18 protein-coding genes and 1 pseudogene are annotated in these 22645 nt (G+C 68.5%); 5 read left to right on the plus strand and 14 right to left on the minus strand.

What is annotated here, in order from left to right; all coding sequences use genetic code 11:
* Nucleotides 1-99 precede the first annotated feature (99 nt).
* The 3 genes from OK17_RS18405 to OK17_RS18415 all read right to left on the minus strand — a co-directional run bounded on the left by OK17_RS18405 (nt 100) and on the right by OK17_RS18415 (nt 3881).
* Nucleotides 100-1263: an acyl-CoA dehydrogenase gene (locus tag OK17_RS18405; RefSeq protein WP_006865281.1), complete on the minus strand. Its 1164-nt coding sequence runs from the start codon at nt 1261-1263 to the stop codon at nt 100-102.
* Between the two features lie 159 nt (nt 1264-1422).
* Complete coding sequence (locus OK17_RS18410; RefSeq protein WP_461418327.1) at nt 1423-2118, minus strand: TetR family transcriptional regulator; 696 nt, start codon at nt 2116-2118, stop codon at nt 1423-1425.
* A 53-nt stretch (nt 2119-2171) separates the two neighbouring features.
* On the minus strand, nt 2172-3881 hold the full coding sequence (locus OK17_RS18415) for an AMP-binding protein (protein ID WP_461418328.1): 1710 nt from the start codon (nt 3879-3881) through the stop codon (nt 2172-2174).
* A 217-nt stretch (nt 3882-4098) separates the two neighbouring features.
* Between OK17_RS18415 and OK17_RS18420 the strand changes: the two genes are divergently transcribed.
* The 3 genes and pseudogenes from OK17_RS18420 to OK17_RS18430 all read left to right on the plus strand — a co-directional run bounded on the left by OK17_RS18420 (nt 4099) and on the right by OK17_RS18430 (nt 8162).
* Complete coding sequence (locus OK17_RS18420; RefSeq protein ID WP_461418329.1) at nt 4099-6150, plus strand: acyl-CoA dehydrogenase family protein; 2052 nt, start codon at nt 4099-4101, stop codon at nt 6148-6150.
* 335 nt (nt 6151-6485) lie between these two features.
* Nucleotides 6486-7353: pseudogene (locus OK17_RS18425) on the plus strand (manganese catalase).
* A 92-nt stretch (nt 7354-7445) separates the two neighbouring features.
* Nucleotides 7446-8162, plus strand: a complete 717-nt coding sequence (locus OK17_RS18430; RefSeq protein ID WP_154884265.1) for a hypothetical protein — start codon at nt 7446-7448, stop codon at nt 8160-8162.
* Here the strand turns inward: OK17_RS18430 and OK17_RS18435 are convergent.
* The 9 genes from OK17_RS18435 to OK17_RS18475 all read right to left on the minus strand — a co-directional run bounded on the left by OK17_RS18435 (nt 8144) and on the right by OK17_RS18475 (nt 16558).
* Complete coding sequence (locus tag OK17_RS18435; RefSeq protein ID WP_461418330.1) at nt 8144-8812, minus strand: DUF3093 domain-containing protein; 669 nt, start codon at nt 8810-8812, stop codon at nt 8144-8146. The two genes, OK17_RS18430 and OK17_RS18435, sit on opposite strands and share 19 nt — an antisense overlap.
* On the minus strand, nt 8809-9252 hold the full coding sequence (locus OK17_RS18440) for a hypothetical protein (protein WP_006865289.1): 444 nt from the start codon (nt 9250-9252) through the stop codon (nt 8809-8811). Before OK17_RS18440 ends, OK17_RS18435 begins: the two co-directional genes overlap by 4 nt.
* A complete protein-coding gene (locus tag OK17_RS18445; RefSeq protein WP_461418331.1) occupies nt 9249-10160 on the minus strand; it encodes a hypothetical protein in 912 nt (303 codons plus the stop codon). Before OK17_RS18445 ends, OK17_RS18440 begins: the two co-directional genes overlap by 4 nt.
* Before the next feature lie 65 nt (nt 10161-10225).
* Complete coding sequence (gene hemB, locus OK17_RS18450) at nt 10226-11203, minus strand: porphobilinogen synthase (protein ID WP_006865291.1); 978 nt, start codon at nt 11201-11203, stop codon at nt 10226-10228.
* A gap of 72 nt (nt 11204-11275) precedes the next feature.
* Complete coding sequence (locus OK17_RS18455) at nt 11276-12958, minus strand: bifunctional uroporphyrinogen-III C-methyltransferase/uroporphyrinogen-III synthase (RefSeq protein WP_006865292.1); 1683 nt, start codon at nt 12956-12958, stop codon at nt 11276-11278.
* Nucleotides 12959-13007: 49 nt separating this feature from the next.
* Nucleotides 13008-13952, minus strand: a complete 945-nt coding sequence (gene hemC, locus OK17_RS18460) for a hydroxymethylbilane synthase (protein WP_232718496.1) — start codon at nt 13950-13952, stop codon at nt 13008-13010.
* Complete coding sequence (locus OK17_RS18465) at nt 13949-15325, minus strand: glutamyl-tRNA reductase (protein WP_461418332.1); 1377 nt, start codon at nt 15323-15325, stop codon at nt 13949-13951. The genes hemC and OK17_RS18465 overlap by 4 nt, the downstream gene beginning before the upstream one ends.
* Nucleotides 15322-16149 (minus strand): redox-sensing transcriptional repressor Rex, encoded by an 828-nt coding sequence (locus OK17_RS18470; RefSeq protein ID WP_461418333.1) that lies wholly within the window; start codon nt 16147-16149, stop codon nt 15322-15324. The genes OK17_RS18465 and OK17_RS18470 overlap by 4 nt, the downstream gene beginning before the upstream one ends.
* 154 nt (nt 16150-16303) lie before the next feature.
* A complete protein-coding gene (locus OK17_RS18475) occupies nt 16304-16558 on the minus strand; it encodes a glutaredoxin family protein (RefSeq protein WP_461418334.1) in 255 nt (84 codons plus the stop codon).
* Nucleotides 16559-16731: 173 nt separating this feature from the next.
* On the opposite strand from OK17_RS18475, the gene OK17_RS18480 reads away from it, so the two are divergent.
* Both OK17_RS18480 and OK17_RS18485 read left to right on the plus strand, forming a co-directional pair.
* Nucleotides 16732-17931, plus strand: a complete 1200-nt coding sequence (locus OK17_RS18480) for an HAD family hydrolase (protein ID WP_461418335.1) — start codon at nt 16732-16734, stop codon at nt 17929-17931.
* Nucleotides 17932-17992: 61 nt separating this feature from the next.
* Nucleotides 17993-20350: a transketolase-like TK C-terminal-containing protein gene (locus OK17_RS18485; RefSeq protein ID WP_461418336.1), complete on the plus strand. Its 2358-nt coding sequence runs from the start codon at nt 17993-17995 to the stop codon at nt 20348-20350.
* A 7-nt stretch (nt 20351-20357) separates the two neighbouring features.
* Here OK17_RS18485 and OK17_RS18490 read toward each other — a convergent pair whose 3' ends face one another.
* Together OK17_RS18490 and OK17_RS18495 are read right to left on the minus strand one after the other, a co-directional pair.
* Nucleotides 20358-21521 carry a zinc-binding dehydrogenase gene (locus OK17_RS18490; RefSeq protein WP_461418337.1) on the minus strand — a complete coding sequence of 388 codons (1164 nt, stop codon included), beginning with the start codon at nt 21519-21521 and terminating at the stop codon, nt 20358-20360.
* Between the two features lie 32 nt (nt 21522-21553).
* Nucleotides 21554-22549 carry a lysophospholipid acyltransferase family protein gene (locus OK17_RS18495; RefSeq protein ID WP_143933164.1) on the minus strand — a complete coding sequence of 332 codons (996 nt, stop codon included), beginning with the start codon at nt 22547-22549 and terminating at the stop codon, nt 21554-21556.
* Nucleotides 22550-22645: the final 96 nt, after the last annotated feature.

The following is a 22645-nucleotide window of genomic DNA, read 5'->3' on the forward strand; positions in this document are numbered from 1 at the left end:
TCGCCAGATCTGCCGAGCGGGAAGGAAACGCACGAGCGGGAACGAAAACGCCCCGCCGGCGCAGGCCGGCGGGGCGAATCCAGTTGAGCCAGAGGGCGATCAGCGCAGCAGCGCGCGGCTCATGACGACGCGCTGGATCTGGTTGGTGCCCTCGTAGATCTGGGTGATCTTGGCGTCGCGCATCATGCGCTCGACCGGGAAGTCGCGGGTGTAGCCGGCGCCACCGAAGAGCTGGACGGCGTCGGTGGTGACCTCCATGGCGACGTCGGAGGCGAAGCACTTCGACGCCGAGCTGATGAAGCCGAGGTTCTTCTCGCCACGCTCGGCGCGGGCGGCCGAGGTGTAGACCATGAGGCGCGCGGCCTCGACCTTCATCGCCATGTCGGCGATCATGAACTCGACGCCCTGGAACGAGCTGATCGGCTTGCCGAACTGCTTGCGGTCCTTGACGTATTCGATGGCCTTGTCGAGCGCACCCTGCGCGATGCCGACGGCCTGTGCACCGATGGTCGGGCGGGTGTGGTCGAGGGTCTGCAGGGCGGTCTTGAAGCCGGTGCCCTCGTCGCCGATGATGCGGTCGAGCGGGATGGTGCAGTCCTCGAAGTACAGCTCCGCGGTGGGCGAACCCTTGATGCCGAGCTTCTTCTCCAGCGGGCCGACGGTGAAGCCGGGGTCGTCCTTGTGGACCATGAACGCGGAGATGCCGTTGGCCTTCTTCTCCGGGTCGGTCACGGCCATGACGGTGTACCAGGTCGACTTGCCGCCGTTGGTGATCCAGCACTTGGAGCCGTTGAGGACCCAGTTATTGCCGTCCTTGCGGGCGCGGGTCTTCATGCCGGCGGCGTCGGAACCGGCCTCGCGCTCGGACAGCGCGTAGGAGGCCATGGCCTCACCGGAGGCGATGCCCGGGAGCACCTGCTGCTTGAGTTCGTCCGAGCCGTTGAGGATCAGACCCATGGTGCCGAGCTTGTTGACGGCCGGGATCAGCGACGCCGAGGCGTCCACGCGGGCCACTTCCTCGATGACGATGCAGGCTGCGATCGAGTCGCCGCCCTGGCCGCCGAACTGCTCGGGGACGTGGATGGCGTTGAAGCCCGACGCGTTGAGTGCGTTCAGCGCCTCCTCCGGGAAGCGCGAGTTCTCGTCGACGTCAGCCGCGTGCGGCTCGATCTCCTTCTCGGAGAGCGCGCGGATGGCCTCGCGCAGGGCGACGTGCTCCTCCGGAAGCTGGAAGACGTCGAAGTCGGGATTTCCGAAACCCATGACAACTCCTCACGGCACGGGGTGCCAAATTGGTGGTTATCTATCAGTGCATCACGGCACTCAGTGCCATGTCAACGCACCACAGCACCGGAGGAATGCGACCCACGTCACCGATTGTGCTCGTCGCGTTCGGTGTTGTCCCGAACCTGCCGGACTCGGTCAGGATTTCCGCAGCTGAGCGGCCACGCGCCGGGCCACCTCGTCCGGCGAGGTGCCGGCCGGATAGGTCACCACGGTGACCTGTTGGGCCCCATCGTCGCCGGCCGCGGTGGCGGAAGCGTCTACGTCGGCACCGAGTGCCACTGCGACCCGGGCGAGCTCACGACGCAGGCGTTCGAGCGTTGCGTCGGCGTCGCCGCGGATCATCTGCCGGAGCAGGTAGTTGTGCGTGCCGGTGATCGCCGCGACGTAGGCGACGATGCGGACCGGCGGCTCGTCGGGCAGGCGCCGGCGCAGGAACTCCTCGAAGGCGCCCTGGTAGCGGTAGGTGGTGACGAGCTCGCGATCACGCAGCGCGGGGACCTCCTGCACCACCTGGGCGCGCCGGACGGCCAGGTCGCGGTCCCGCCGGAAATGGCTGAACACGACCTCCGCGGCAGCGCACACCGCCGACCACGGATCACCCTCGAAGCCGGCCAGGGTGTCATCGACCTGCGCCAGCAGGGATTCGTGATCCGCGAAGATCACGTCCTCCTTGGAACCGAACTGCCGGAAGAACGTGCGACGCGACATCCCCGCGGCCGACGCGATCTGCTCGACCGTCGTCGACTCGTAGCCGTGCTCGCTGAACAGCCGGATCGACTCGGCGACGACGAGCATGCGGAAGCTCGCGCTGTCGACATCGGCAACTGACATGGGTCAAGTATCACCACATGTACACGGACACGGGCGCACCCCACCGGCAAGCCTCATTCGGCGCGGGCTTGTGCTCGCAGCTCGCCTTTCAGGACCTTGCCGGTGGGGGTGCGCGGCAGTTCGTGCGCGAAGACGATGTCGCGCGGCACCTTGTAGCCGGCGAGCAGGCGACGACCGTGCTCGACGAGCTCCTCGGCGGTCAGCGTGGCACCCGGCTGCAACAGGACGTAGGCGCGGGGCCGCTCGCCCCACTTCTCGTCCGCGACACCGATGACCGCGACGTCGAGGACGGCGTCGTGACTCACCAGCGCCTGCTCGACCTCGATGGTCGAGATGTTCTCGCCGCCGGAGATGATGATGTCCTTGGCGCGGTCGCGGAGCTGGATGTAGCCGTCGGGGTGCATGACGCCGAGGTCGCCGGTGTGGAACCAGCCGCCCGCGAACGCCTTTCGGGTTTCCTCCTCGTCACGGAAGTACCCGGCCATCACGTTGTTGCCGCGCAGCACGATCTCGCCCATGGTCTCGCCGTCGGCGGGGACGTCGACCAGCGGCACCTGGTCGGCGACCACGACGCGCGCGGTCTCGGCCTGGACCATGCCCACTCCCTGACGGGAGAGCTTCGCCGCACGATCGTTGGGTTCCAGTGCGCCCCAAGCATCTTGGTACTCGCAGATGGTGTACGGGCCGTACACCTCGGTGAGGCCGTAGACGTGGACGACGGTCACGCCGATCGCCTCGAGCGAGCCGATCACGGTCGGCGACGGCGGCGCTCCGGCGGTGGTGATGTGCAGCGGACGGCCGAGTCGGTGCGCACGCGGCGAGCCGACGATGGTGGTGCAGACGGTCGGGGCACCGCACATATGGGTGACGCCGAGATCGTCGATGGCGTCCCAGATCGCATCCGCGCGCACGGCACGCAGACAGACGTGGGTGGCGCCGGCGTGGGTCACGGCCCACGGCGTGCACCACCCGTTGCAGTGGAACATCGGCAGCGTCCACAGGTACCGCGACGACCCGGTGAACTGGTTGTGGAAGGTCTCGCCGAAGGAGTTCAGGTACGCGCCCCGGTGAGTGTACATGACGCCCTTGGGCTTACCGGTGGTTCCCGACGTGTAGTTGATCGAGATGATCGTGTTCTCGTCATCGACCGTCCACGGGATCGGCGTCGGATCGAGTTCGTCGGCCGCGGCGAGGTGATCGTCGTAGGAGACGAGTCCGTCGATCCCGGCGTCGGCTACGGGACCGGGGGTCACGCCGAATTCGGGATCGGCGATCTCGACGACCGTCTCGACCTCCGGCACCTGGCCGATGATCGCGGACACGGTCTCGCGGAACTCGGCATCGAAGTAGAGGGCCTTGGCCCCCGAGTGGTCGAGGATGTAGACCAGCTCGGGTCCGGCGAGACGCGAGTTGAGGGCGACGAGGACGCCACCTGCCAGCGGCACAGCGTAGTGCGCGATCAGCATCTCGGGGATGTTCGGGGCCAGGTAGGCCACGCGGTCACCGGGCTTGATCTTCGATGCGAGCACCCGGGCGAGGCGCTGGACGTGGTCGGCGAACTCTGCGTAGGTGTGCCGGCGCTGCCCGTAGAGGATGGCGGCGCGGTCGGGGAAGACCGCCGCCGAACGTTCCAGGAAGCGCAGCGGGCTCATCTCGGAGCGGTTGGCCCCGCCCCATTCCGTGGTCGAGGGGCCCGTGCCCGCAGACACATCGGGGGACGGGGCTGCGCCAGTCCCGGACACATCGGGGGTGGAGACCGACATCGTTCCTCCGTTTTCTCGCGACCGTTGTGACAGGACCCGGGTTGTGATGGTCCATACGTGCGACGGCGATCTAGGGTACTGATCACATCGAAATGCCTGCACCCTCCAAAGTGGGGGTTCGACGCCGACACCGTGACCGGATTGGTGCACTCCCCGCGCCGGTAGCAGGCGCCACAAAATGTGGGCCGAAGGCGTGCGCACTACGTACGGTGGATCCATGGCAACTCCCACTGAGAGTCCCACCCCGTCGCAGCACACCCCGATCGCCAAGGAGCCGACCCTCGACGATCCCGTCAGCCCGACCGAGGTCACCCCTGACGACGACCTGTCGGCCGACGAGCGCGCGCTGCTCGTCGACAACCTCCGGTTCGCCCTCGACGGCCGGTGGCGCGCCACCCGGGAATACGTACGCGAGAACTCCAACCGAGCCGACCTGCTCCCCGATCCCTCCCGCACGCTGGAGGAGGCACGCACCCACACCCTCGAGGTGATGCGGGAGCTGGCGTCGCAGGGCTTCGCATCCGCTGGCTTCGCCGCCGATCACGGTGGCACCGGCGACATCGGCTCCTCGATCACCGCGATCGAGATGCTCGGTTACGCCGATCTCTCGCTGATGGTGAAGGCCGGCGTGCAGTGGGGTCTGTTCGGCGGCGCGGTCGAGAACCTCGGCACCAAGCGTCACCACGACAAGTACGTGCCCGGCATCATCAACCTGGACATCCTGGGCTGTTTCGCGATGACCGAGACCGGCCACGGCTCCAATGTGCAGGCCATCGAGACCACCGCCACCTACGACCGCGACGCCCGCGAGTTCGTGATCCACTCCCCCACCCCGTCGTCACGCAAGGACTACATCGGCGGTGCGGCCGAGCACGCCCGATTCGCGGCGGTCTTCGCCCAGCTCATCACCGGCGGACCCGACGAGGAGCCGGAGGGGCGCGGGGTGCACTGCTTCGTCGTGCCGATCCGCGACGAGGACGGCAACGACCTGCCCGGCGTCACCACCAGCGACTGCGGTTACAAGGGTGGTCTCGCCGGCGTCGACAACGGTCGCATCATGTTCGACAACGTGCGCGTTCCCGCGGAGAACCTCCTCAACCGGTACGCCGACGTCGCCGAGGACGGCAGCTACAGCTCGCCGATCGAGAACATCAACCGTCGTTTCTTCACCATGCTCGGCACGCTGATCCGCGGCCGGGTGAGCGTGGCCGCGACGGCGGGTGCCGCGGGTCGCAAGGCACTGACCCTCGCCACCCGGTACGGCCTGATCCGCAAGCAGTTCGAGGCGCCGGAGGCCACCGACGAGATCACGGTGATGGACTACCTCGGACACCAGCGGAAACTGCTCCCGCTCATCGCCAAGTCGTACGCCATCGCGTTCGCACAGAACGAGATCGTGGCCGAGCTGCACGAGGTCCAGTCGTCGGCGCCCGACGACTCCGACGCCGGACGTCAGCGTCAGCTCGAGGGACAGGCGGCAGGCCTCAAGGCCTACGCGACCTGGCACGCGTCGCATGCGATCAACGTCAGCCGCGAGGCCTGCGGCGGTGCCGGGTACCTCGACGAGAACCAGCTGTCGATCATCCGCGGCGACATCGACGTGTTCACCACGTTCGAAGGCGACAACACGATCATGACCCAGCTCATCGCCAAGGAATTACTCTCGTCGTATTCCGAGGACGTGCAAGGCCTTTCGGCCGGCGGCTGGGTCAAGTTCATCGCCGGGATGGCCCGCGATGTGGTCGTCGAGAAGACCGCCGTCCGCCAGGTGGTGCAGACGCTGCTCGACAGTTCCGACGAGGACACCGAGAAATCGGCACTCACCGACCGCAGTACGCAGATCCGACTGTTCCGCAATCGTGAGGACCACCTGGTGCGCACTTGTGCGCAGCGACTCCGGCGTGCTCTCGACGACGACAACGACGCCTTCGACGTCTTCAACAACGCACAGGACCATCTGCTGAAGGTCGGGGATGCCCACATCGAGCGCGTGGTGCTCGAGGCGTTCGTCGAGGCGATCGAGAACTGCGATTCCCGTTCTGCAGCAGAGCTCTTGGGCAAGGTCTGCGACCTGTTCGTCTACTCCGCGCTCGAAGACGACCTGTCCTGGTTCATGATGCATCGCCACATCTCGGTGGAGCGGGCCAAGGCGGTCCGGCGCGGCGTCAACGAGCTGTGCCAGGAACTCCGTCCGCACGCACGGTCACTCGTCGATGCCTTCGGTGTCCCCGAGGAACTGCTGAGGGCACCGATGCTCGTGAACGGCTGACCCGCCGAAACGACCCGATCCGATCACCGCGCCCGTCCTGAACCACTCAGGCCGGGCGCGGTGTTTTGTGCACCCGTGTTTGGAAAGGGCACAACTCGGGCACCACTGGCCCGACGCCGCGGTGAAGACACAGGCGCGGCGCAACAGAACGATCGCGCACGAGTCGTCGGCCACGGTCGACGCTTGCCGCGAATCGTCTTGGGAACTAAGCACGCTCGTCGACGCCTGGGTCCGCGACCGCCACGGGACCGCCGCGATCAACGTCGATCGCAGACACCGAGTCCTGCGGGGCCTCATCCGCCGGCGGCTACACCGCGACGACCGTCAGGGGAATCATGTTCCGCCATACCGATTACATGCAGTTCGACGTCAAGCCCGAAAAGCCCGACCCCGTCTACGCGCGCAAGCTGCAGAACTGCTCGGCGGCGCCTACGGCGAGATGACCGTGACCATGCAGTACCTCATGCAGGGCTGGAACTGCCGCATGAAGGGAAAGTACAAAGACCTCATCATGGACATCGCGACCGAGGAGATCGGTCACGTGGAGATGATCGCCACGATGGTCGCCCGCCTGCTCGAGGGTGCGCCGGTCACCGACGTGGCTCCGACCCCACCCAGGCCATCTTCTCCGGTGGCGGCCCGCGCCTCGCCGACAGCAACGGTGTGCCCTGGAACAGCGGGTACATCACCCACAGCGGCAACCTGCTGGCGGACTTCCACGCGAACGTGACCGCCGAGGCACAGGGACGGGTACAGACCGCCCGCCTGTGGCACATGACCGATGATCCCGGCGTGAAGGACATGCTCCGGTTCAACCTCGCCCGCGACACGTTCCACCAGAACCTCTGGCTCAAGGCCATCGAAGAGCTCAAGGAGGACGGTCTGGAGGGCACCATCGCCCCGGACGACCTGTTCGACGAGGAGTACAGCGAGCACGCCAGCACGCTGTGGCATTTGTCCGACGGCGCCGACTCGGACAAGGGCGGCTGGGCCAGCGGTCCCACCCCGGACGGGCAGCACGAGTTCAAGTTCCTCGCCGACCCGCAGCCGCTCGGCGACCGCCAATCCGGTCCGCCGCCGGACCCGAAGCTCTACGCGACCTACGATGGCGCCATGGGAGACCCGCAGAAGCCGCAGTTCGGCACTGAGAAGGGTGTCATGGGCAAGATCAAGGACGTCGTCGATCCCGATCCGACCGGCTAGAAACCCGTCGTCGGTACGGCAGGCCGCGGACTCCCGAGGGGTTCGCGGCCCTGCCGTGTCGTCGGCGGTGCCGCTTCATCTACGGAGGTGCCATGCCTGACCTGCCAGATCTCATCACCACGCCGTTCCGCTGGCTCGGTGCCCTACGGCACGCCCGCGTGTTCCATCCGGACGGCCTGCTCTGCGGCGGCACGGCGTCGGTCTCCGGCGACCATCCGCTGCCCTTCCGATCCGGACCGGTCACGGTCCGCCTGTCGAAGGGCATCGGCACCCCGGGCGGCCTGCCCGACATCGTCGGTGTGGCCGTGCGGTTCCCCGCCGTGGCCCAGACGAACGCCCCCGCCGACGCTCCCACCCCGGACGTCACCGGCGACGCCGCGTCCGGCGCCTGGGACCTCCTGATGGCCGGGCCCGCACCGCTGTCGGGTCGCCTCCCGGTGCCGCTGCCGGCCACCCACTGGGCCCCGACCGCCGTGTCGAGCCTGACGCCTTACCGCTACGACGGCGAGCTCTACTGGATCCGTGCCCGCATCATCGAGCCGACCGGGCCGTCGGGGCTGAATGTCGAGGATCTCGCCGCCTGCCTGCGCACCAAACGGCCGGTCGTCATCATCCTCGAAGCCGGGTTCGGACGATTCGTGCCACTGGCCCGGATCGAACTCGATCACGTCCTGACCGGGCTCGACATCGACTTCGATCCGATCCTGCACCGTCCCGACGGGGTCGAGTTCGCGCCGTCCTGGCTGGGCGACCTGCGCCGCCGCGCTTACCGCGACAGCCGCAAGGGACGTCACTCGGTGGTGTCCTGACCCTCCACGGGATCTTCCGGATCGGCCTTGCGGGATTCGTCCTTGCCGATGGAGGGCTTCTTCGCCGACGGCGGTAGACCCATCCGAACGGCGGCGTGTGCCTGCGTGAGTTCGCTGCGGAACACCTCGACGTCGCGCGCCCAGGCCTGGGCGAGGTCGCCGGAGGTGAGCCGCACCCCCACGCCTTTACGGCGCCGAGGCACCCCGTGGAGTTCACCGAGCGCACGAGCGCTCTCCCAGTCCTCGGGTGTCGCGGAGTTGTTGGGCGGATAGATCTTCTCGATGTCGGCGAGCGGCGTCGTCACCGCCCCTTGCCGCAGCGTCGTCTCGGTGAGTTCGACGGAGACGTGGCGTCGGGCCGCGGACACCTGGACGAGAGAGAAGCCGAACAGGATCACCAGGAAGATGACGAGGACCGGCCAGTGCACCTGTCCCGGGCCGGCGATCTCCATGATCAGGACGGCGAGGACGAGCACGGGTCCGATGAGGACCACCCACCTGCTGCCGCCGGGTTCGTAGAAGAGAACCTCGCCCGGGTCCACTTCCGCTTCGGCCGCTTCGGGCTCGACCTCATCCGGTTCGGCCGCTTCGGGTTCGACCGGGTCGACCTCGTCGCCCGGGTCGGCTGGGTCCGGGGTCTCGTCGGTCACGGCTTCTTCTTGCGCGGCGTGCGCTGCTTCTTGGGTTCGGGCGCCTTGCCGGTGTACCAGGTCTCCGAGTCCGGTCGGTAGGCCAGCAGCGAGCCGAACAGCCCGATGATGCCTGCCAGCAACGCCAGCGCGAACACCGGCGAACCGAGACCGACACTGAGGAACAGCAGCATCGCGACGACGACGAGGGTCAGTGCCGACAACGACGACCGCCAACGTGCGTCACCCGTGAACGCCTTGCTGCCCAGCAGGATGTAGGCGACACCGACGATCAGGACGAGGATGCCGAGCGTCGCCGAGGACATCGACCCGGAGTCGTCGACCGCGGACAGGATCACCACGAGGAGACCGAGCACGGCCAGGAGTGCTCCCGACACCACCCAGCACCGGTAGGCCCAGACGACGAGTTTCGGACGCTGTGCCGGGTCGGGACTTGTCACTGCTTCTTCGGTCCTTCGCTGTCGGGGTCGGGGTTCTCGTGCTTGCGGAGGTCGGGTGTCCCACCGCGGTCGGCACCGGATGAACTGTCACCATACGGCGTGTCACCGGACTGCGCCCCCGGCTGTGACGGAGATCCGTACGGATTCGGGGTCGTCTCGGGCGACGCCGGAGACTGGTTGTGGCCGTATGGATTCTGACCGTATGGCCCCTGCCCGTAGGGATTGTCCCCGTACGGATTCTGACCGTAGGGACCCTGGCCATAGGGGTTCTGGCCGTAGGGGTTCTGGCCATAGGGGTTCTGGCCATAAGGGTTCTGGCCATGAGGATTCTGACCATAGGAATTCTGGCCGTACGGGTACGGGGCTGCGGCGGGCGGGACGGGCCGCGGCTTGCGGTCCTCCGCCATGCGCCGGCAGTACTTCTCGGAGTCACCCCGCATCAACAACACCGTCGCGCCCAGTGCGGCGACGCCGCTGATGACCAGCGGCACCATCGCCCACGCCGGCTCGGTGTCGCCGAACAGCGAGAAGACCAGGTTGACGACGATGTAGACGCCCATCGCACCCAGCACGATGCGGGCCCAGTTGTAGCCCTTGCGGGTGAACCAGACGACCAGGGCGGTGATGGCGGTCAGGAACACCGACATCGCGACGAGGACGCCGATGACGAACCCGGACGAGGTCATGAACTGCAGCTGATCCTCGGAGACGCCCTGTTGCGGGTCGGCGCGGATCTGATCGCGGACCATGTCGACGAAGGTGCCGGTCTGGGCGAACAGCGCGACGATCTGTCCGACGACGACCACCGCCCACAGTTCGACGGCGATGGAGATCGAATCCGGGATCGTCGTGCGCTGCTGCGCGTCGGGCTCGGACGGGGCGCGCATCGGGTCGAACGGTGCGGACATGGCACCAGCCTAATCGGACGCGACCCCGACCCGGTGCATGCGTCCCGGAGGCCGCTGCAGACCGCTCAGGAGAGCCGGTTCGCGACCTCGGTCGCCCAGTAGGTCAAGATGACCGACGCACCGGCACGGCGGATCGAGGTCAGCGATTCCAGGATCGCGGCGTCGCGGTCGATCCAGCCCCGCTCGGCGGCGGCGGTGATCATCGCGTATTCACCGCTGATCTGATACGCGGCCACTGGAACGTCGCTCATCTCGGCGACGTCGCGCACAATGTCGAGGTAACTCATGGCGGGCTTGACCATCACCATGTCGGCGCCCTCCTCGAGGTCGAGGCGCACCTCCCGCAGCGACTCGATCCGGTTGGCCGCGTCCTGCTGATAGGTCCGCCGGTCCCCCTGCAACGACGAACCGACCGCCTCGCGGAACGGACCGTAGAAGGCCGACGCGTATTTGGCCGAGTAGGCCAGGATTCCGGTGTCGGTGAAGCCCTCGGCGTCGAGTGCCTCGCGGATGGCGGCGACCTGGCCGTCCATCATCCCGCTCGGCCCCAGCAGCTGGGCGCCGGCGCGTGCCTGCGCCAGCGACATCGACACGTAGCGGTCGAGGGTCACGTCGTTGTCGACGCGCCCCCGACCGTCGAGCACACCGCAGTGCCCGTGATCGGTGAACTCATCGAGACACGTGTCGGCCATGAGGACCGTCGAGTCACCGAGATCGTCGGTCAGCGCACGCAGGGCACGGTTGAGGATTCCGTCATCGGCGTCGGCACCCGAGCCGGTCGCGTCCTTGTCCTCGGCTCGCGGCACGCCGAACAGCATCAGCCCGCCGACGCCTGCTTCGACGGCCTCGGCCGCGGCGGTGCGCAACGAGTCCATCGTGTGCTGGACGACGCCGGGCATCGACGAGATCGGCTTCGGCTCGTCGATGCCGTCGGCGACGAACATCGGCAACACGAGTTGCCGTGGTGCGAGAGTGGTCTCGGCGACCAGCCGACGCATCGCCGGCGTGGTGCGCAACCGGCGGGGTCGGATCATCGGTGCCATGTCGTCTCCTTCGTCTCACGGCCCTTCGAGGCTCGTCGCTATCGCTCCTCACACCTCAGGGAGCAGAGGAGCTCACGAACGCGATCGACGGGACTTCTTGCGCGGCGGGGGCAGTGCGCCCTCGGCGCGGAGCCGGGCGGCGTGCTCGGCGAGTGCGTCGACCAGTTCGAGGACCGACGCGTTTTCCGGCTGCACGTCGACGCGCAGACCGAATTCCGTTGCGGTCTCGGCGGTCTTGGGACCGATGCACGCGACGATGGTGCGCGCGTGCGGCTTTCCGGCGATGCCGACGAGGTTGCGGACCGTCGAGCTCGAGGTGAAGCAGACCGCGTCGAAGCCGCCGGTCTTGATCATCTCGCGGGTCTCGGCGGGCGGCGGTGCGGCGCGCACGGTGCGGTACGCGGTCACGTCGTCGATCTCCCAGCCGCGGTCGCGCAGACCCTCGGACAGGGTCTCGGTGGCGATGTCGGCGCGCGGCAACAGGACTCGGTTCACCGGGTCGAAGACGTCGTCGTAGGGCGGGAAGTCCTCGAGGAGCCCCAGCGAGCTCTGCTCACCCGACGGCACGAGCTCGGGGTTGATGCCGAAGGAGCGGACCTTCTCCGCGGTGGCCTCGCCGACGCAGGCGATCTTCACACCGGAGAAGGCGCGGGCGTCGAGACCGAACTCGGCGAACTTCTCCCACACCGCGCGAACCGCGTTGGTGGAGGTGAACACGACCCACTGGTAGCGGCCGTCGACGAGTCCCTTGACCGCGCGCTCCATCTGCGCGGGACTCCGCGGCGGCTCGACGGCGATCGTGGGCACTTCCTTGGGGATCGCGCCGTGGCTCACGAGGCGGTCGCTCATGTCACCGGCCTGGTCCTTGGTGCGCGGCACCAGCACGGTCCAGCCGTAGAGCGAGCGCGACTCCCACCAGGAAAGCTTGCCGCGCGAGCCGACGACCTTGCCGACGGTGACGACCAGCGGACCGGTCAGCGCATTGCCCTGCTCGTTGAGCGTGGCGAGGGTGGCCTCGATGGTGCGCTGGGCGCAGGTGGTGCCGTTGATGGTGATGGCCGCCGGGGTCTGCGGTGCCATCCCGTGCTCGGTCAGCGCGCTCGCGGTCTCGGCCAGGTGGCCGGAGGTGGCGTGCAGGACCAGCGGGCCCGGAGCGGCGGCCAGCGCGGCCCAGTCGACCTCGCCGCGCACGTCGGCCTCGGTGTGGGTCGACCCCAGCGGCATGCCGGCGTAGCTCGGGACGACCGAGGCGGCGGGCAGGCCCGGCAGCACCTCGAAGGTCACCGAGTGGCGGGCCACGGCATTGACCTCGGCGAGCACCGAATCGGTGGTCAGCGGATCGCCGGCGACGACGCGGACCACGTCGTCACCGTTGCGGGCGGCGGCCACGAGGGTCTTGGCGACCTCGGTCGGGTCGCCGAGTGCCGGGCGCACCACCGACTCCTCGTCGGCCTTGTCGGCGTCCGGGGCGGGTGCGGTGGTTGCATCGGCGGCGTCGGCGCCTGCTGCATCGGCACCGGCCTTCTCGTCCGCCTTGTCGGCCTTCTTGGTCGACCGGCGGGTGTTCGGTGCGGGTTCTTCGCGATGTGCGCTGCCGATCAGCGACACCACGGCGGCCGGGACATCGGGATCGATGTAGGCCGTGGTCGCATTGATGATCACGGTGCGCGCCCGCACGGTGAGCAGGTCGGGATCACCTGGACCCGACCCCACGAACAGGATCCGTCCGGGATTTGCCTTCTTCGTACGGCTCATGGGTTCGCACTCTCCTGCCCCCGCGTGGAGGGCTGCAGTTCGTTCTCTGCTAGGGAGAGTTGACGAGTTCGCCCGCTCCCAGCTCCAGCAGTTCGGCGGCGAGATCATTACCCAGCTGGACGGCCCGATCGACCGGACCCACCACCGAAGCGCGGATCACATCGGATCCGTCCTCGGCCGCCACTGCCGCGCGAAGCGACAGTTCGGCGAAGATGCGCCCGTCCTCGTCGATCGACTCCACCACCTCGGCGATCGCTCCGACCGGCGCGGTGCACCCGGCCTCCAGGGCCGCGAGCACCGACCGTTCGGCCTCGATGGCCGCCCGGGTGGACTTGTCGTCCAACTCGGCGAGTATTCTCACCAGTTCGGCATCGTCTGAGCGGCACTCCACAGCGAGAGCACCCTGCGCCGGAGCCGGCAGCATGACGACCGGATCGAGCGCTTCGGAGACCACTTCGGTCCGTCCGATCCGCACGAGGCCGGCGCGGGCGACCACGACTGCGTCGAGTTCGCCGCTGGCGACTTTGCCCAACCGAGAATCTAGGTTGCCTCTTAGGGGGCGGATTTCCAAACCGAGACCCAATGCCTTAAGCTGTGCCGCCCGGCGGGGCGCCGAGGTCCCGATGGTCGAGCCCGGGGGCAGTTCCCCGAGCACCAGTCCGTCCCGGCTGACCAGCGCATCTCGCGGGTCCACACGGGTCGGGACGGCCGCGATCGTGAGGTCGTCCTCGGGCGCCGTCGGGAGGTCCTTGAAGGAGTGCACCGCGACGTCGACCTCGTCGTTGCGGAGTGCGACGCGGATGGCGGTGGTGAAGACACCGACGCCGATCTCGGCGACCGGGGCGGCCGAGGCGTCACCGGCGGTCTTGATGATGACCAGTTCGGCCGGGTGTCCGGCGGCGGTGAGGGCGTCGGCGATGGTCTGCGACTGCGTCCTGGCCAGCAGGGAACCCCGCGTACCGATCCGGATCGGCGCGGTTCGGGTTTCGCTCATCGGTCACCCTGCTCGCCGGCCGCCTCGGTGGTACCGATTCGATCGGGGGCCGAAACCGACTCTGCCGCACCTGGTTTGAGTTCGAACAATTCGCGCAGAGCCTCCGCATAGTGGTCGCCGTTGGGCGTCGAGGCGAGCTGCTTCACCCGCACGGTCGGCGCGTGCAGCAGCTTGTCGACGACGCGTCGGACGGTCTTCGCGACCTCGTCGCGCTGGTTGTTCTCGAGGTCCGGGAGCCGGGTCTCGAGGCGCAGGATCTCGGCCTCCACGACGTCGGCGGCGCGCTGACGGAGCGCGGCGACGGTCGGGGTGACCTCGGCCTGGCGCTGATGGGTGAGGTAGTCGGCGAGCTCGGCGGCGACGATGGACCGCGCGGCGAGGGTGTCGTTCTCCGCAGCCTGGGTCTCGGAGTCGCCGCGCAGACCCTCGATGTCGACGACGTGCACGCCGGGCAGGCGGGCCGCGGCCGGGTCGACGTTGCGCGGGAGTCCGAGGTCGCAGATCACCATCGGGGTGGTGTCGCCGTTGCGGTTCCGTTCGGCGAGGGCCGAATGCACCGCACCGACGCTGACCACGGAGCCGATCGCACCGGTACAGCTGACGACGACGTCGGCGGCGGCCATCGCGGCCGGCAGCTCGTCGAGGCCCACGCCGTGCACGGTGATGCCGTGGTTGGCGGCGATGCTGTCGGCGAGGTGGCGGGCGTTCTCGACCGTGCGGTTGACCACGGACAGCTCGGTGACGCCCTCACGCGCCAGCTGGGCGGTCGCGAGGCCGCCCATGGCGCCGGCGCCGACCACCACCGCGGTGCGCAGGCGATGCGCTCCGGTCGCGGGGTCGGTGAGCAGCGACTTCGCGCGATGCAGCGCCACGGACACGACCGATGCGCCGGCCCGGTCGATGCCGGTCTCGGTGTGCACCCGCTTGCCCACGCGCAGAGCCTGCTGGGCGAGCTCGTGCAGGACGCGGCCGGCCGAGTCGTTGGCGTCCGCGCTCAGGTAGGCGTTGCGGATCTGCCCGAGGATCTGCTGCTCGCCGACGACGAGCGAGTCGAGACCGGCGGCAACGGTGAAGAGGTGTTCGACGGCGGCCTCGGAGTAGCGCACGTAGGCGTGCCGGGTCATCTCGTTGACGGTCATGCCCGAGTGGTCGCCGAGTACCTCGCCGACCGCCTCGAGGGCCGGGTGGAAGGCGTCGACGACCGCGTAGATCTCGACGCGGTTGCACGTCGAGACGACCATGGCCTCGGAGATCGCCCGTGACGACAGCAATTCGTCGACCAGCTTCGGACGGTCGTGGTCGGAGACCGTCAACCGCTCGAGCACCTCGACCGGCGCACTGCGGTGCGACACCCCGAACAACAGAACACTCACGCTGTCACCGTTTCTTCACCCATTGCTTTTCCGCGGCGTCGGTCGGCCGCCTTCACCTCGCGAGGCACACCGACGGCGCTGCGTGAGGAGATCTTGAGGTCGTTCCGCGGGGCCTGTGAACTGCCACGAGAGGCCTGGAACGTCAAAACCTGTAGTTCCAAGGCTAGATCAACTTGTCTGACGACGACATCCGCCTCCGTCGTCAGCGCCACCGGGGTGACGTTCAGCACCTGCCGTACGCCGGCCTCGACGAAGGCGTCGAAGGCGTTCCGGGCGTCTTCGTCGGCGGTGGCCACGACCCCGATCTCCACCGCGGGTTCGACCTCGGCGCAGACCGCCGCGATATCGGCGAGCGGGGAGATCCGCGGGCCTCCGACCTCGAGTGATGTGCCCGCGAGCGCCGGATCGGCGTCAAACATCGCGGCCACCCGGAAGCCGCGGCCGAAGCCGGTGTGGGCGAGCAGGGCGCGTCCGAGCTGTCCCGCGCCGGCCAGGGCGACCGTGTGGATGCTGTCGGTGTGCAAGGTCATCGAGATGCGCGCGGTGAGACGACCGACGTCATAGCCGACGCCGCGGACGCCGTTCGCGGCGACATAGGAGAGGTCCTTGCGGAGGATGGCGGGGTTCACGCCGGCCGCGGTGGCCAGTTCCCCGCTGGAGGCCACCAGGACGCCGCGCTGACTGAACGAGCGCAGGACGTGCAGATAGGTGGCCAGACGGGCCACCGTGGGGGCCGGGATGTCGGTCGCGACCGCGGTGGCGGGGGGCGGCAGCGCGGACGCGGGAGGGTCGGCGTCGCCGGGCTTCTGACGATCGGCGCCCACGCTCACCTCCGCTTCCCTTCGCACAGCACGTTCCATCGAGGATATAACCCGCTGTGAAACTCTTCACATGGACCCTCACGGATCCACGGTCTGTGTTAAACGCAACAGCTTCTCCGCGATGGCGGATCGGTTGATGTCCCGCGATCGGAAGTGGTCAGCCGCGGCGCGCGAGGTCGGTGCGCAGCCGGGGCTCGTCGACCTCCCAGTAGCTGTGCTCGTCACCGTCGAGCAGCACCACCGGCAGCCGGTCACCGAATTCCGCACGGATCTCGGGACGGCCGTCGGCCGCGGCCCGGTCGACGTCGACCTCGGTGAACTCCACCCCGAGCTCGCCACAGATCCGCGTCAGGTCGCGACGGGCGGTCGCGCACATCTGGCATCCCGCACGGGTCAGCAGTTCCACGGTCATGGGTCCATGGTCGCAGCGCCCCGCTCCGACGATGACGCGACCCCGGACCGGTGACGAGGACCACGGCCCGGGCGCGCGGGAACCGCCCGGCGGCGACGCTGATCGTCGTGGGTGGCCGCTAGGCTGGACCGCGCAGGCAGTGCTGGCGCCAGACGCGACGTGGGAGGTGGGCAGTGGGCAACACCCCGGGCCCGGGAGACGAACGACCCGACGATCCCTCCGACACCCCTGTGCCCGGCGCAGCCGGGTCCGAAACCACTGTGCCCGGCGCACCCGGCCCCGAAACCCCCGCGCCGAGCGTTGTACCGGCCGACTCCGGCGCCACCCCGCTCGACACCGGCGAGGACTGGGAGTCGCAGGCGGCGCGCATCGAGTTCGACGACGACTTCGACGAGGACGCCGAACTCCACGACATCGCCGGAGACGACGAGACCCACCGGGTCACCACGTGGATCTCCCAGCGGGCCAGCGCCGCGACCGGTCGCTTCCGCCAGACCGCGCACGAACTCCGCCAGACCCTCGCCGGCGAGGCGAGCGCGAAAGCCGCGGTCGACTCGCTCCGGCTACGCGAACCGACCGACATCGAGCCCGGCGAACCCCCGCGCGACCTGACCGCGGCCGCCTTCTTCGACGTCGACAACACCCTCGTCCAGGGCGCGTCGATCGTGCACTTCGCCCGGGGTCTCGCCGCCCGCAAGTACTTCACCTACGGCGACATCATGGATTTCGCGTGGACCCAGGCGAAGTTCCGGATCACCGGCAAGGAGAACGCCCGCGATGTGGCCGAGGGTCGGGAGAAGGCGCTCTCATTCATCGCCGGACGCCAGACCTCCGAACTCGTCGAACTCGGCGAGGAGATCTTCGACGACTACATCGCCGACAAGATCTGGCCGGGCACACGAGCTCTCGCACAGCGCCATCTCGACGCCGGTCAGCAGGTGTGGCTGGTGACCGCGACGCCGGTGGAGCTCGCGCAGACCATCGCCGACCGGCTGGGACTCACGGGTGCGCTGGGGACGGTCGCCGAGAGCGTCGACGGCGTGTTCACCGGGCGTCTCGTGGGCGACATCCTGCACGGGCCCGGTAAGGCCCACGCGGTGCGTGCACTCGCCATCCGCGAGGGCCTCAACCTCAAACGCTGTACCGCGTACTCGGATTCGCACAACGACGTGCCGATGCTGTCGCTGGTGGGCAAGGCCGTCGCCATCAATCCCGACACGGACCTGCGCGACGTCGCCAAGGTCCGCGGATGGGAGATGTACGACTTCCGGACAGCACGCAAGGCGGCGAAGTACGGTGCCGGTACCGCCATCGTGCTGGGCGCTGCCGGTGGAGGTGCCGCGGCCGCCGCACGGCTGCTACGACACCGCTGAACGACGCCTCGTCGCGACGTCGGTGACCACCCGGAGAGACCCCATCCCGGAGAGGACCACCATGACGGACGAGACCCTCGCCGATCCCCGATCCGGGACAGACACGGCCGGGACACCCGAGGCGTTGCGCGCGATCGAGCAACGCGTGCTGTGGCTCTCGACGTCGATGATCCACCACGCCAACCGGGTTCGGCCGAACCCGTCGGGACTCAAGGTCGGCGGACACCAGGCGTCGTGCGCCTCGATGGTCTCGATCATGACGTCGCTGTGGTTCGCGCAGCTGCGTCCGGGTGACCGGGTCTCGGTCAAACCCCATGCGTCGCCGGTCCTGCACGGCATCAATTACCTGCTCGGCGGGCTCGACGAGTCGTATCTGACGACACTGCGGCAGTTCGGCGGACTCCAGTCGTATCCGAGCCGCACCAAAGACCCCGACGCGGTGGACTATTCGACCGGATCGGTGGGAATCGGTGCGACCGCGCCGATCTGGGGTGCGGTGGCACGTCGCTATCTCGACACCACGATCGGCGGCCCCGATGCGGTCGCCGCCGACCGTCGTTCACCCACGATGCTCGCCCGGCAGTACTCACTCGTCGGTGACGCCGAACTGGACGAGGGCGCGGTCTGGGAGGCCATCCTCGACCCCTCCGTGGCCGAGCTCGGCGAGATCGTCTGGATTGTCGACCTCAACCGGCAGTCCCTGGACCGGGTCGTCCCCAACATCGCCGCCGGTCGTCTGGAGGCCATGTTCGCCGCCGCCGGGTGGCAGGTGATCATGGTGAAGTTCGGTCGGCTGCTGGAGGACCTGTTCGGGCGGACCGGCGGTCCCGCACTGCGTTCGCGCATCCTCGACATGCCCAACCCGGAGTATCAACGCCTGCTGCGGTGCGACGCCGACGAGGTCCGCAAGCGCCTGCCCGGGTCGGGTCCGGACGCCGATGCGGTCGCCGCGGTCGACGACGAGACCCTCCTGAAGGCCATCCGCAACCTCGGCGGCCACGACCTCGACGCCCTCGTCGGCGCCTACGAGCAGATCGACGACATCCGTCCGACGGTCATCCTCGCCTACACCATCAAGGGCAACGGGCTGCCGATCGAGGGCCATCCGCAGAACCACTCCTCGCTGCTCACCGTCGAACAGTACGACGAACTCGCGGCATCACTCGGTCTCGACCCGAGCCATCCGTGGGGACGGTTCGACGAGAACACCGACGAGGGCCGGCTCTGTGCCGAGACCGCCGAGCGGCTCCATCGCGAACCGATCGCCGCCACCGCACCGCCCGCGGTCCCGACCGACACCGGGAAGACGCCGTCGGGAACGTCGACAACGCAAGCGGCACTGGGCCGTACACTCCTTGCCCTGTCCCGGGAAGCGCCCGAGGCATCCGCTCGCGTCGTCACCGTGAGCCCCGACGTCAGCTCGACGACCAACCTCGCCGGCTGGCTGAACAAGGTCGGGGTGTGGTCGCCGAACGAACGCCGCGACTGGTTCGCCGACGACGCGGAGACGATCATGCACTGGCGGGAACGTCCGACCGGCCAGCACATGGAACTCGGTATCGCCGAGACGAACCTGGCGGGCCTGATCGGCGAGCTCGGCGCCACCTGGAGTCGTTGGGGCGAACCGCTGTTCCCGATCGGCGTGCTCTACGACCCGTTCGTGGAACGCACCCTCGAGCCGTGGTCCTACGGCATCTATGCCGGCGGCCAGTCGATCCTGGTGGGCACCCCGTCCGGCGTCACATTGGCTGCGGAAGGCGGTGCGCACCAGTCGATCACGACACCATCGATCGGCCTGGAACAACCCGGGTGCGTCAGCTACGAACCCGCCTTCGCGATCGACGTCGAGTGGACTCTGCTCGCATGCATCGGCCGGCTCGGACGCCCCGACGGGACCTCGTCGTACCTGCGGTTGTCGACGCGACCGGTCGACCAGCGACTCGCCGCGGTCCCCGACGACCCGGCCGCCCGCGAACGCCGTCGACGCCAGGTGGTGGCCGGTGGATATCTGTTGCGCCGCACCGACTCCCCACATGTCACCCTGGTCGGGATGGGTGCGGTCATCACCGAGACACTGGCTGCCGCCGATCGCCTGGCGGAGCAGGGCGTCGGCGCCGACGTCGTCTGCGTGACGAGCCCGGGACTGATCTTCGAGGCGCTGCAGGCCCGACGCGGGCTCGCCGACGCCGCGTCGTGGATTCTCGACCAGGTGTTCCCGCCCGGGCGCGCGGCACCGATGGTCACCGTCCTCGACGGGCACCCGCACACGCTCGCCTTCCTGACGGGCATCAACAACGTGCCGGGTGCGGCCCTCGGGGTCAGTCGGTTCGGTCAGGTCGGTTCGCTCGAGGACGTGTACCGCCTGCACGGCATCGACACCGATTCGATCGTCCGCGCCGCCCTCGACCTCGCACTCTGAGACAACCTCAGAGCGAGGCGATCTCGCTCATCGGATCGATCAGCACCTTCGCGTGGTGGGCCGCCGAACCGAGCGCGTCGAACGCCGCCGCCACCCCCTCGAGCCCGACCGTCGCGGTGACCATCGGCGCGACGTCGACCTTGCCCTCGGCGATGATGTGCAGGGTCTCGTGGAACTCGGCCGGGTCGTAACAGAACACGAACCGCAGCTCGACCTCCTTGTTGATCGCCATCGCCGGACGGAAGGTGTCCGGCTCCATGCACACGCCCACCACGACGACACGTGAGCGGAACGGCGCGTTCGACACGACGTGCTCGATCATGCCGGGGGTGCCGACGCATTCGAAGATCACCGGGCCCTTCGGCGTCGCGCCGAGCCGGTCCGCCACCCGGAACAGGGAGTTCCACGGCGCCAACGGGATCCGACGCAGGGTGTGCATCGCGTCGAAGGCGGTGCCGAGCAGGTCCTGCGCGGCGGTGACGTACTTCCCCTCCTGCGCGCACCGGTCGAACGGTGACTCCGCAGCCGGGTCGACGACGATGTCGGCGCCGACGCGACCGGCCAGCGACCGACGTCCCGCGGACGGGTCGCTCGCGATCACGGTGCGCACACCGGATGCCTTGAGCATGGCGATGACCGCCAGCCCGATGGGTCCGCAGCCGATCACCACCGCGACGTCGCGCTTGCCGACCTCACCGCGACGGATCGCGTGATGGGCGACGGCGAGCGGTTCGGTGAGGGCGGCGTGATCGATCGACAGCCCGTCGGGGATCTCGAAGGTCATGTCCTCGGAGACCAGTACGAACTGTGCGTAGGCTCCCGGCGCCGACGCGGTAAGGCCGGTCAGGTGCGCCTCCTCGGCGTGACGGATCATCGGTACCGCCACGACCGGGGTTCCCGGTGCCCACCGTTTGCGGCACCCGGGCCCGTATGACACCACCTCGCCGGCGAACTCGTGTCCCATGACGACCGACTGGTCGGAGCGCATGAACGCGTCGTAGCCGACCTCGTCGGACACATCGGCGGTCGCATCGCAGTGCACGCGGGCGTGGAGATCGGACCCGCAGATGCCGGCCCGCAACACACGAAGGAGCACCTGGCCCTTCTCGGGCACGGGGGTGGGGACGTCCTGGACGGTCAGTTCACCGGCTCGACACACGACTGCACGCATGCGTCATGAGTATCAGTCGGTGAGCGTCGGTGTCAGCCGAAGTAGACACTCCCGCGACGGCTCAGCATCCGGAACAGCGTCTGCTGAATCTCTTCGCGGACATGGTCGGTGAGGTCGAAGACCACCATCGGGTCGTCGGCCGACGACTCGTCGTAGGAACCGGTCTCGATCGGGCGGCCGAAGTGGATGTGCCACTTGGACGGCAACGGCACCATGCCCAGCGGCCCGAGCCACGGGAACAACGGCGTGATCGGGAAGTACGGAAGGCCGAGCACCTTCGCGAGCGGCTTGAGGTCGGCGAGCATCGGGTAGATCTCTTCCGAACCCACGATCGACACCGGGATGATCGGCGCCGCGTTGCGCAGCGCGGTCGTCACGAAGCCGCCCCGGCCGAACCGCTGCAGCTTGTAGCGGTCCTTGTACAGCTTGCCGATGCCCTTGAACCCCTCCGGCCACACGGCGGTGAGCTCGCCGTTGCGCAGGAGTCGGTCGGCGTCGCTGTTGCAGGCGAGCGTCGCACCGATACGTCGCGCTACCTCGCTGATGCCCGGCGAGTCGAAGGCCATGTCGGCGGCGAGGACACGCAGGTACCGGTGGTCGGGGTGGTTGTCGCGGACGGCCAGCGAGGTGATGATCGCGTCGACCGGGATGGTGCCGGCGTGGTTGGCGACGAGCAGCGCACCACCCTCGAGGGGTAGGTTCTCGATACCGGTGACCTCGACGCGGAACCACTTCTCGTAGACCTGTCGGAGCGCCGGAAACCACACCGATTCGGTGAAATGGGGATCGAATCCGAACTCGTCGACCTCGTACTCGCCCGCCATCCGTTCGCGGATGAAGCCCGCGGTGGAGGTCAGGGTGTCGGCGACGGCATTCCGGATGCCCCCGAGACTGAACAGCGGGCTCGACTTCGACGGGCCGCGGTGCTCGATGCCGAGCGCCTCGTCCGACAGTGCGATCTCGTCGCTGATCGGGGTGATCCTCGCGGGCGGACGGCCGAACCCATCGGTGTTGGGATGACCGAGCATCGAATCATCGTGCATCGCACCGGTATTCGGTCGGTGTCCCGGGCCTTGCTGGCTCGGATGTCGACGACGTCCCGAATCGCGTGCGCCGCGGCGATC

The organism is Gordonia sp. GN26 (genome assembly GCF_054823965.1).

Coding starts and splice junctions, on each gene's coding strand:
- OK17_RS18405 (WP_006865281.1), bottom strand. CDS start 1,263: ATGGGTTTCGGAAATCCCGACTTCGACGTCTTCCAGCTTCCGGAGGAG.
- OK17_RS18410 (WP_461418327.1), bottom strand. CDS start 2,118: ATGTCAGTTGCCGATGTCGACAGCGCGAGCTTCCGCATGCTCGTCGTC.
- OK17_RS18415 (WP_461418328.1), bottom strand. CDS start 3,881: ATGTCGGTCTCCACCCCCGATGTGTCCGGGACTGGCGCAGCCCCGTCC.
- OK17_RS18420 (WP_461418329.1), top strand. CDS start 4,099: ATGGCAACTCCCACTGAGAGTCCCACCCCGTCGCAGCACACCCCGATC.
- OK17_RS18430 (WP_154884265.1), top strand. CDS start 7,446: ATGCCTGACCTGCCAGATCTCATCACCACGCCGTTCCGCTGGCTCGGT.
- OK17_RS18445 (WP_461418331.1), bottom strand. CDS start 10,160: ATGTCCGCACCGTTCGACCCGATGCGCGCCCCGTCCGAGCCCGACGCG.
- hemB (WP_006865291.1), bottom strand. CDS start 11,203: ATGGCACCGATGATCCGACCCCGCCGGTTGCGCACCACGCCGGCGATG.
- OK17_RS18455 (WP_006865292.1), bottom strand. CDS start 12,958: ATGAGCCGTACGAAGAAGGCAAATCCCGGACGGATCCTGTTCGTGGGG.
- hemC (WP_232718496.1), bottom strand. CDS start 13,952: ATGAGCGAAACCCGAACCGCGCCGATCCGGATCGGTACGCGGGGTTCC.
- OK17_RS18475 (WP_461418334.1), bottom strand. CDS start 16,558: ATGACCGTGGAACTGCTGACCCGTGCGGGATGCCAGATGTGCGCGACC.
- OK17_RS18485 (WP_461418336.1), top strand. CDS start 17,993: ATGACGGACGAGACCCTCGCCGATCCCCGATCCGGGACAGACACGGCC.
- OK17_RS18490 (WP_461418337.1), bottom strand. CDS start 21,521: ATGCGTGCAGTCGTGTGTCGAGCCGGTGAACTGACCGTCCAGGACGTC.
- OK17_RS18495 (WP_143933164.1), bottom strand. CDS start 22,549: ATGCTCGGTCATCCCAACACCGATGGGTTCGGCCGTCCGCCCGCGAGG.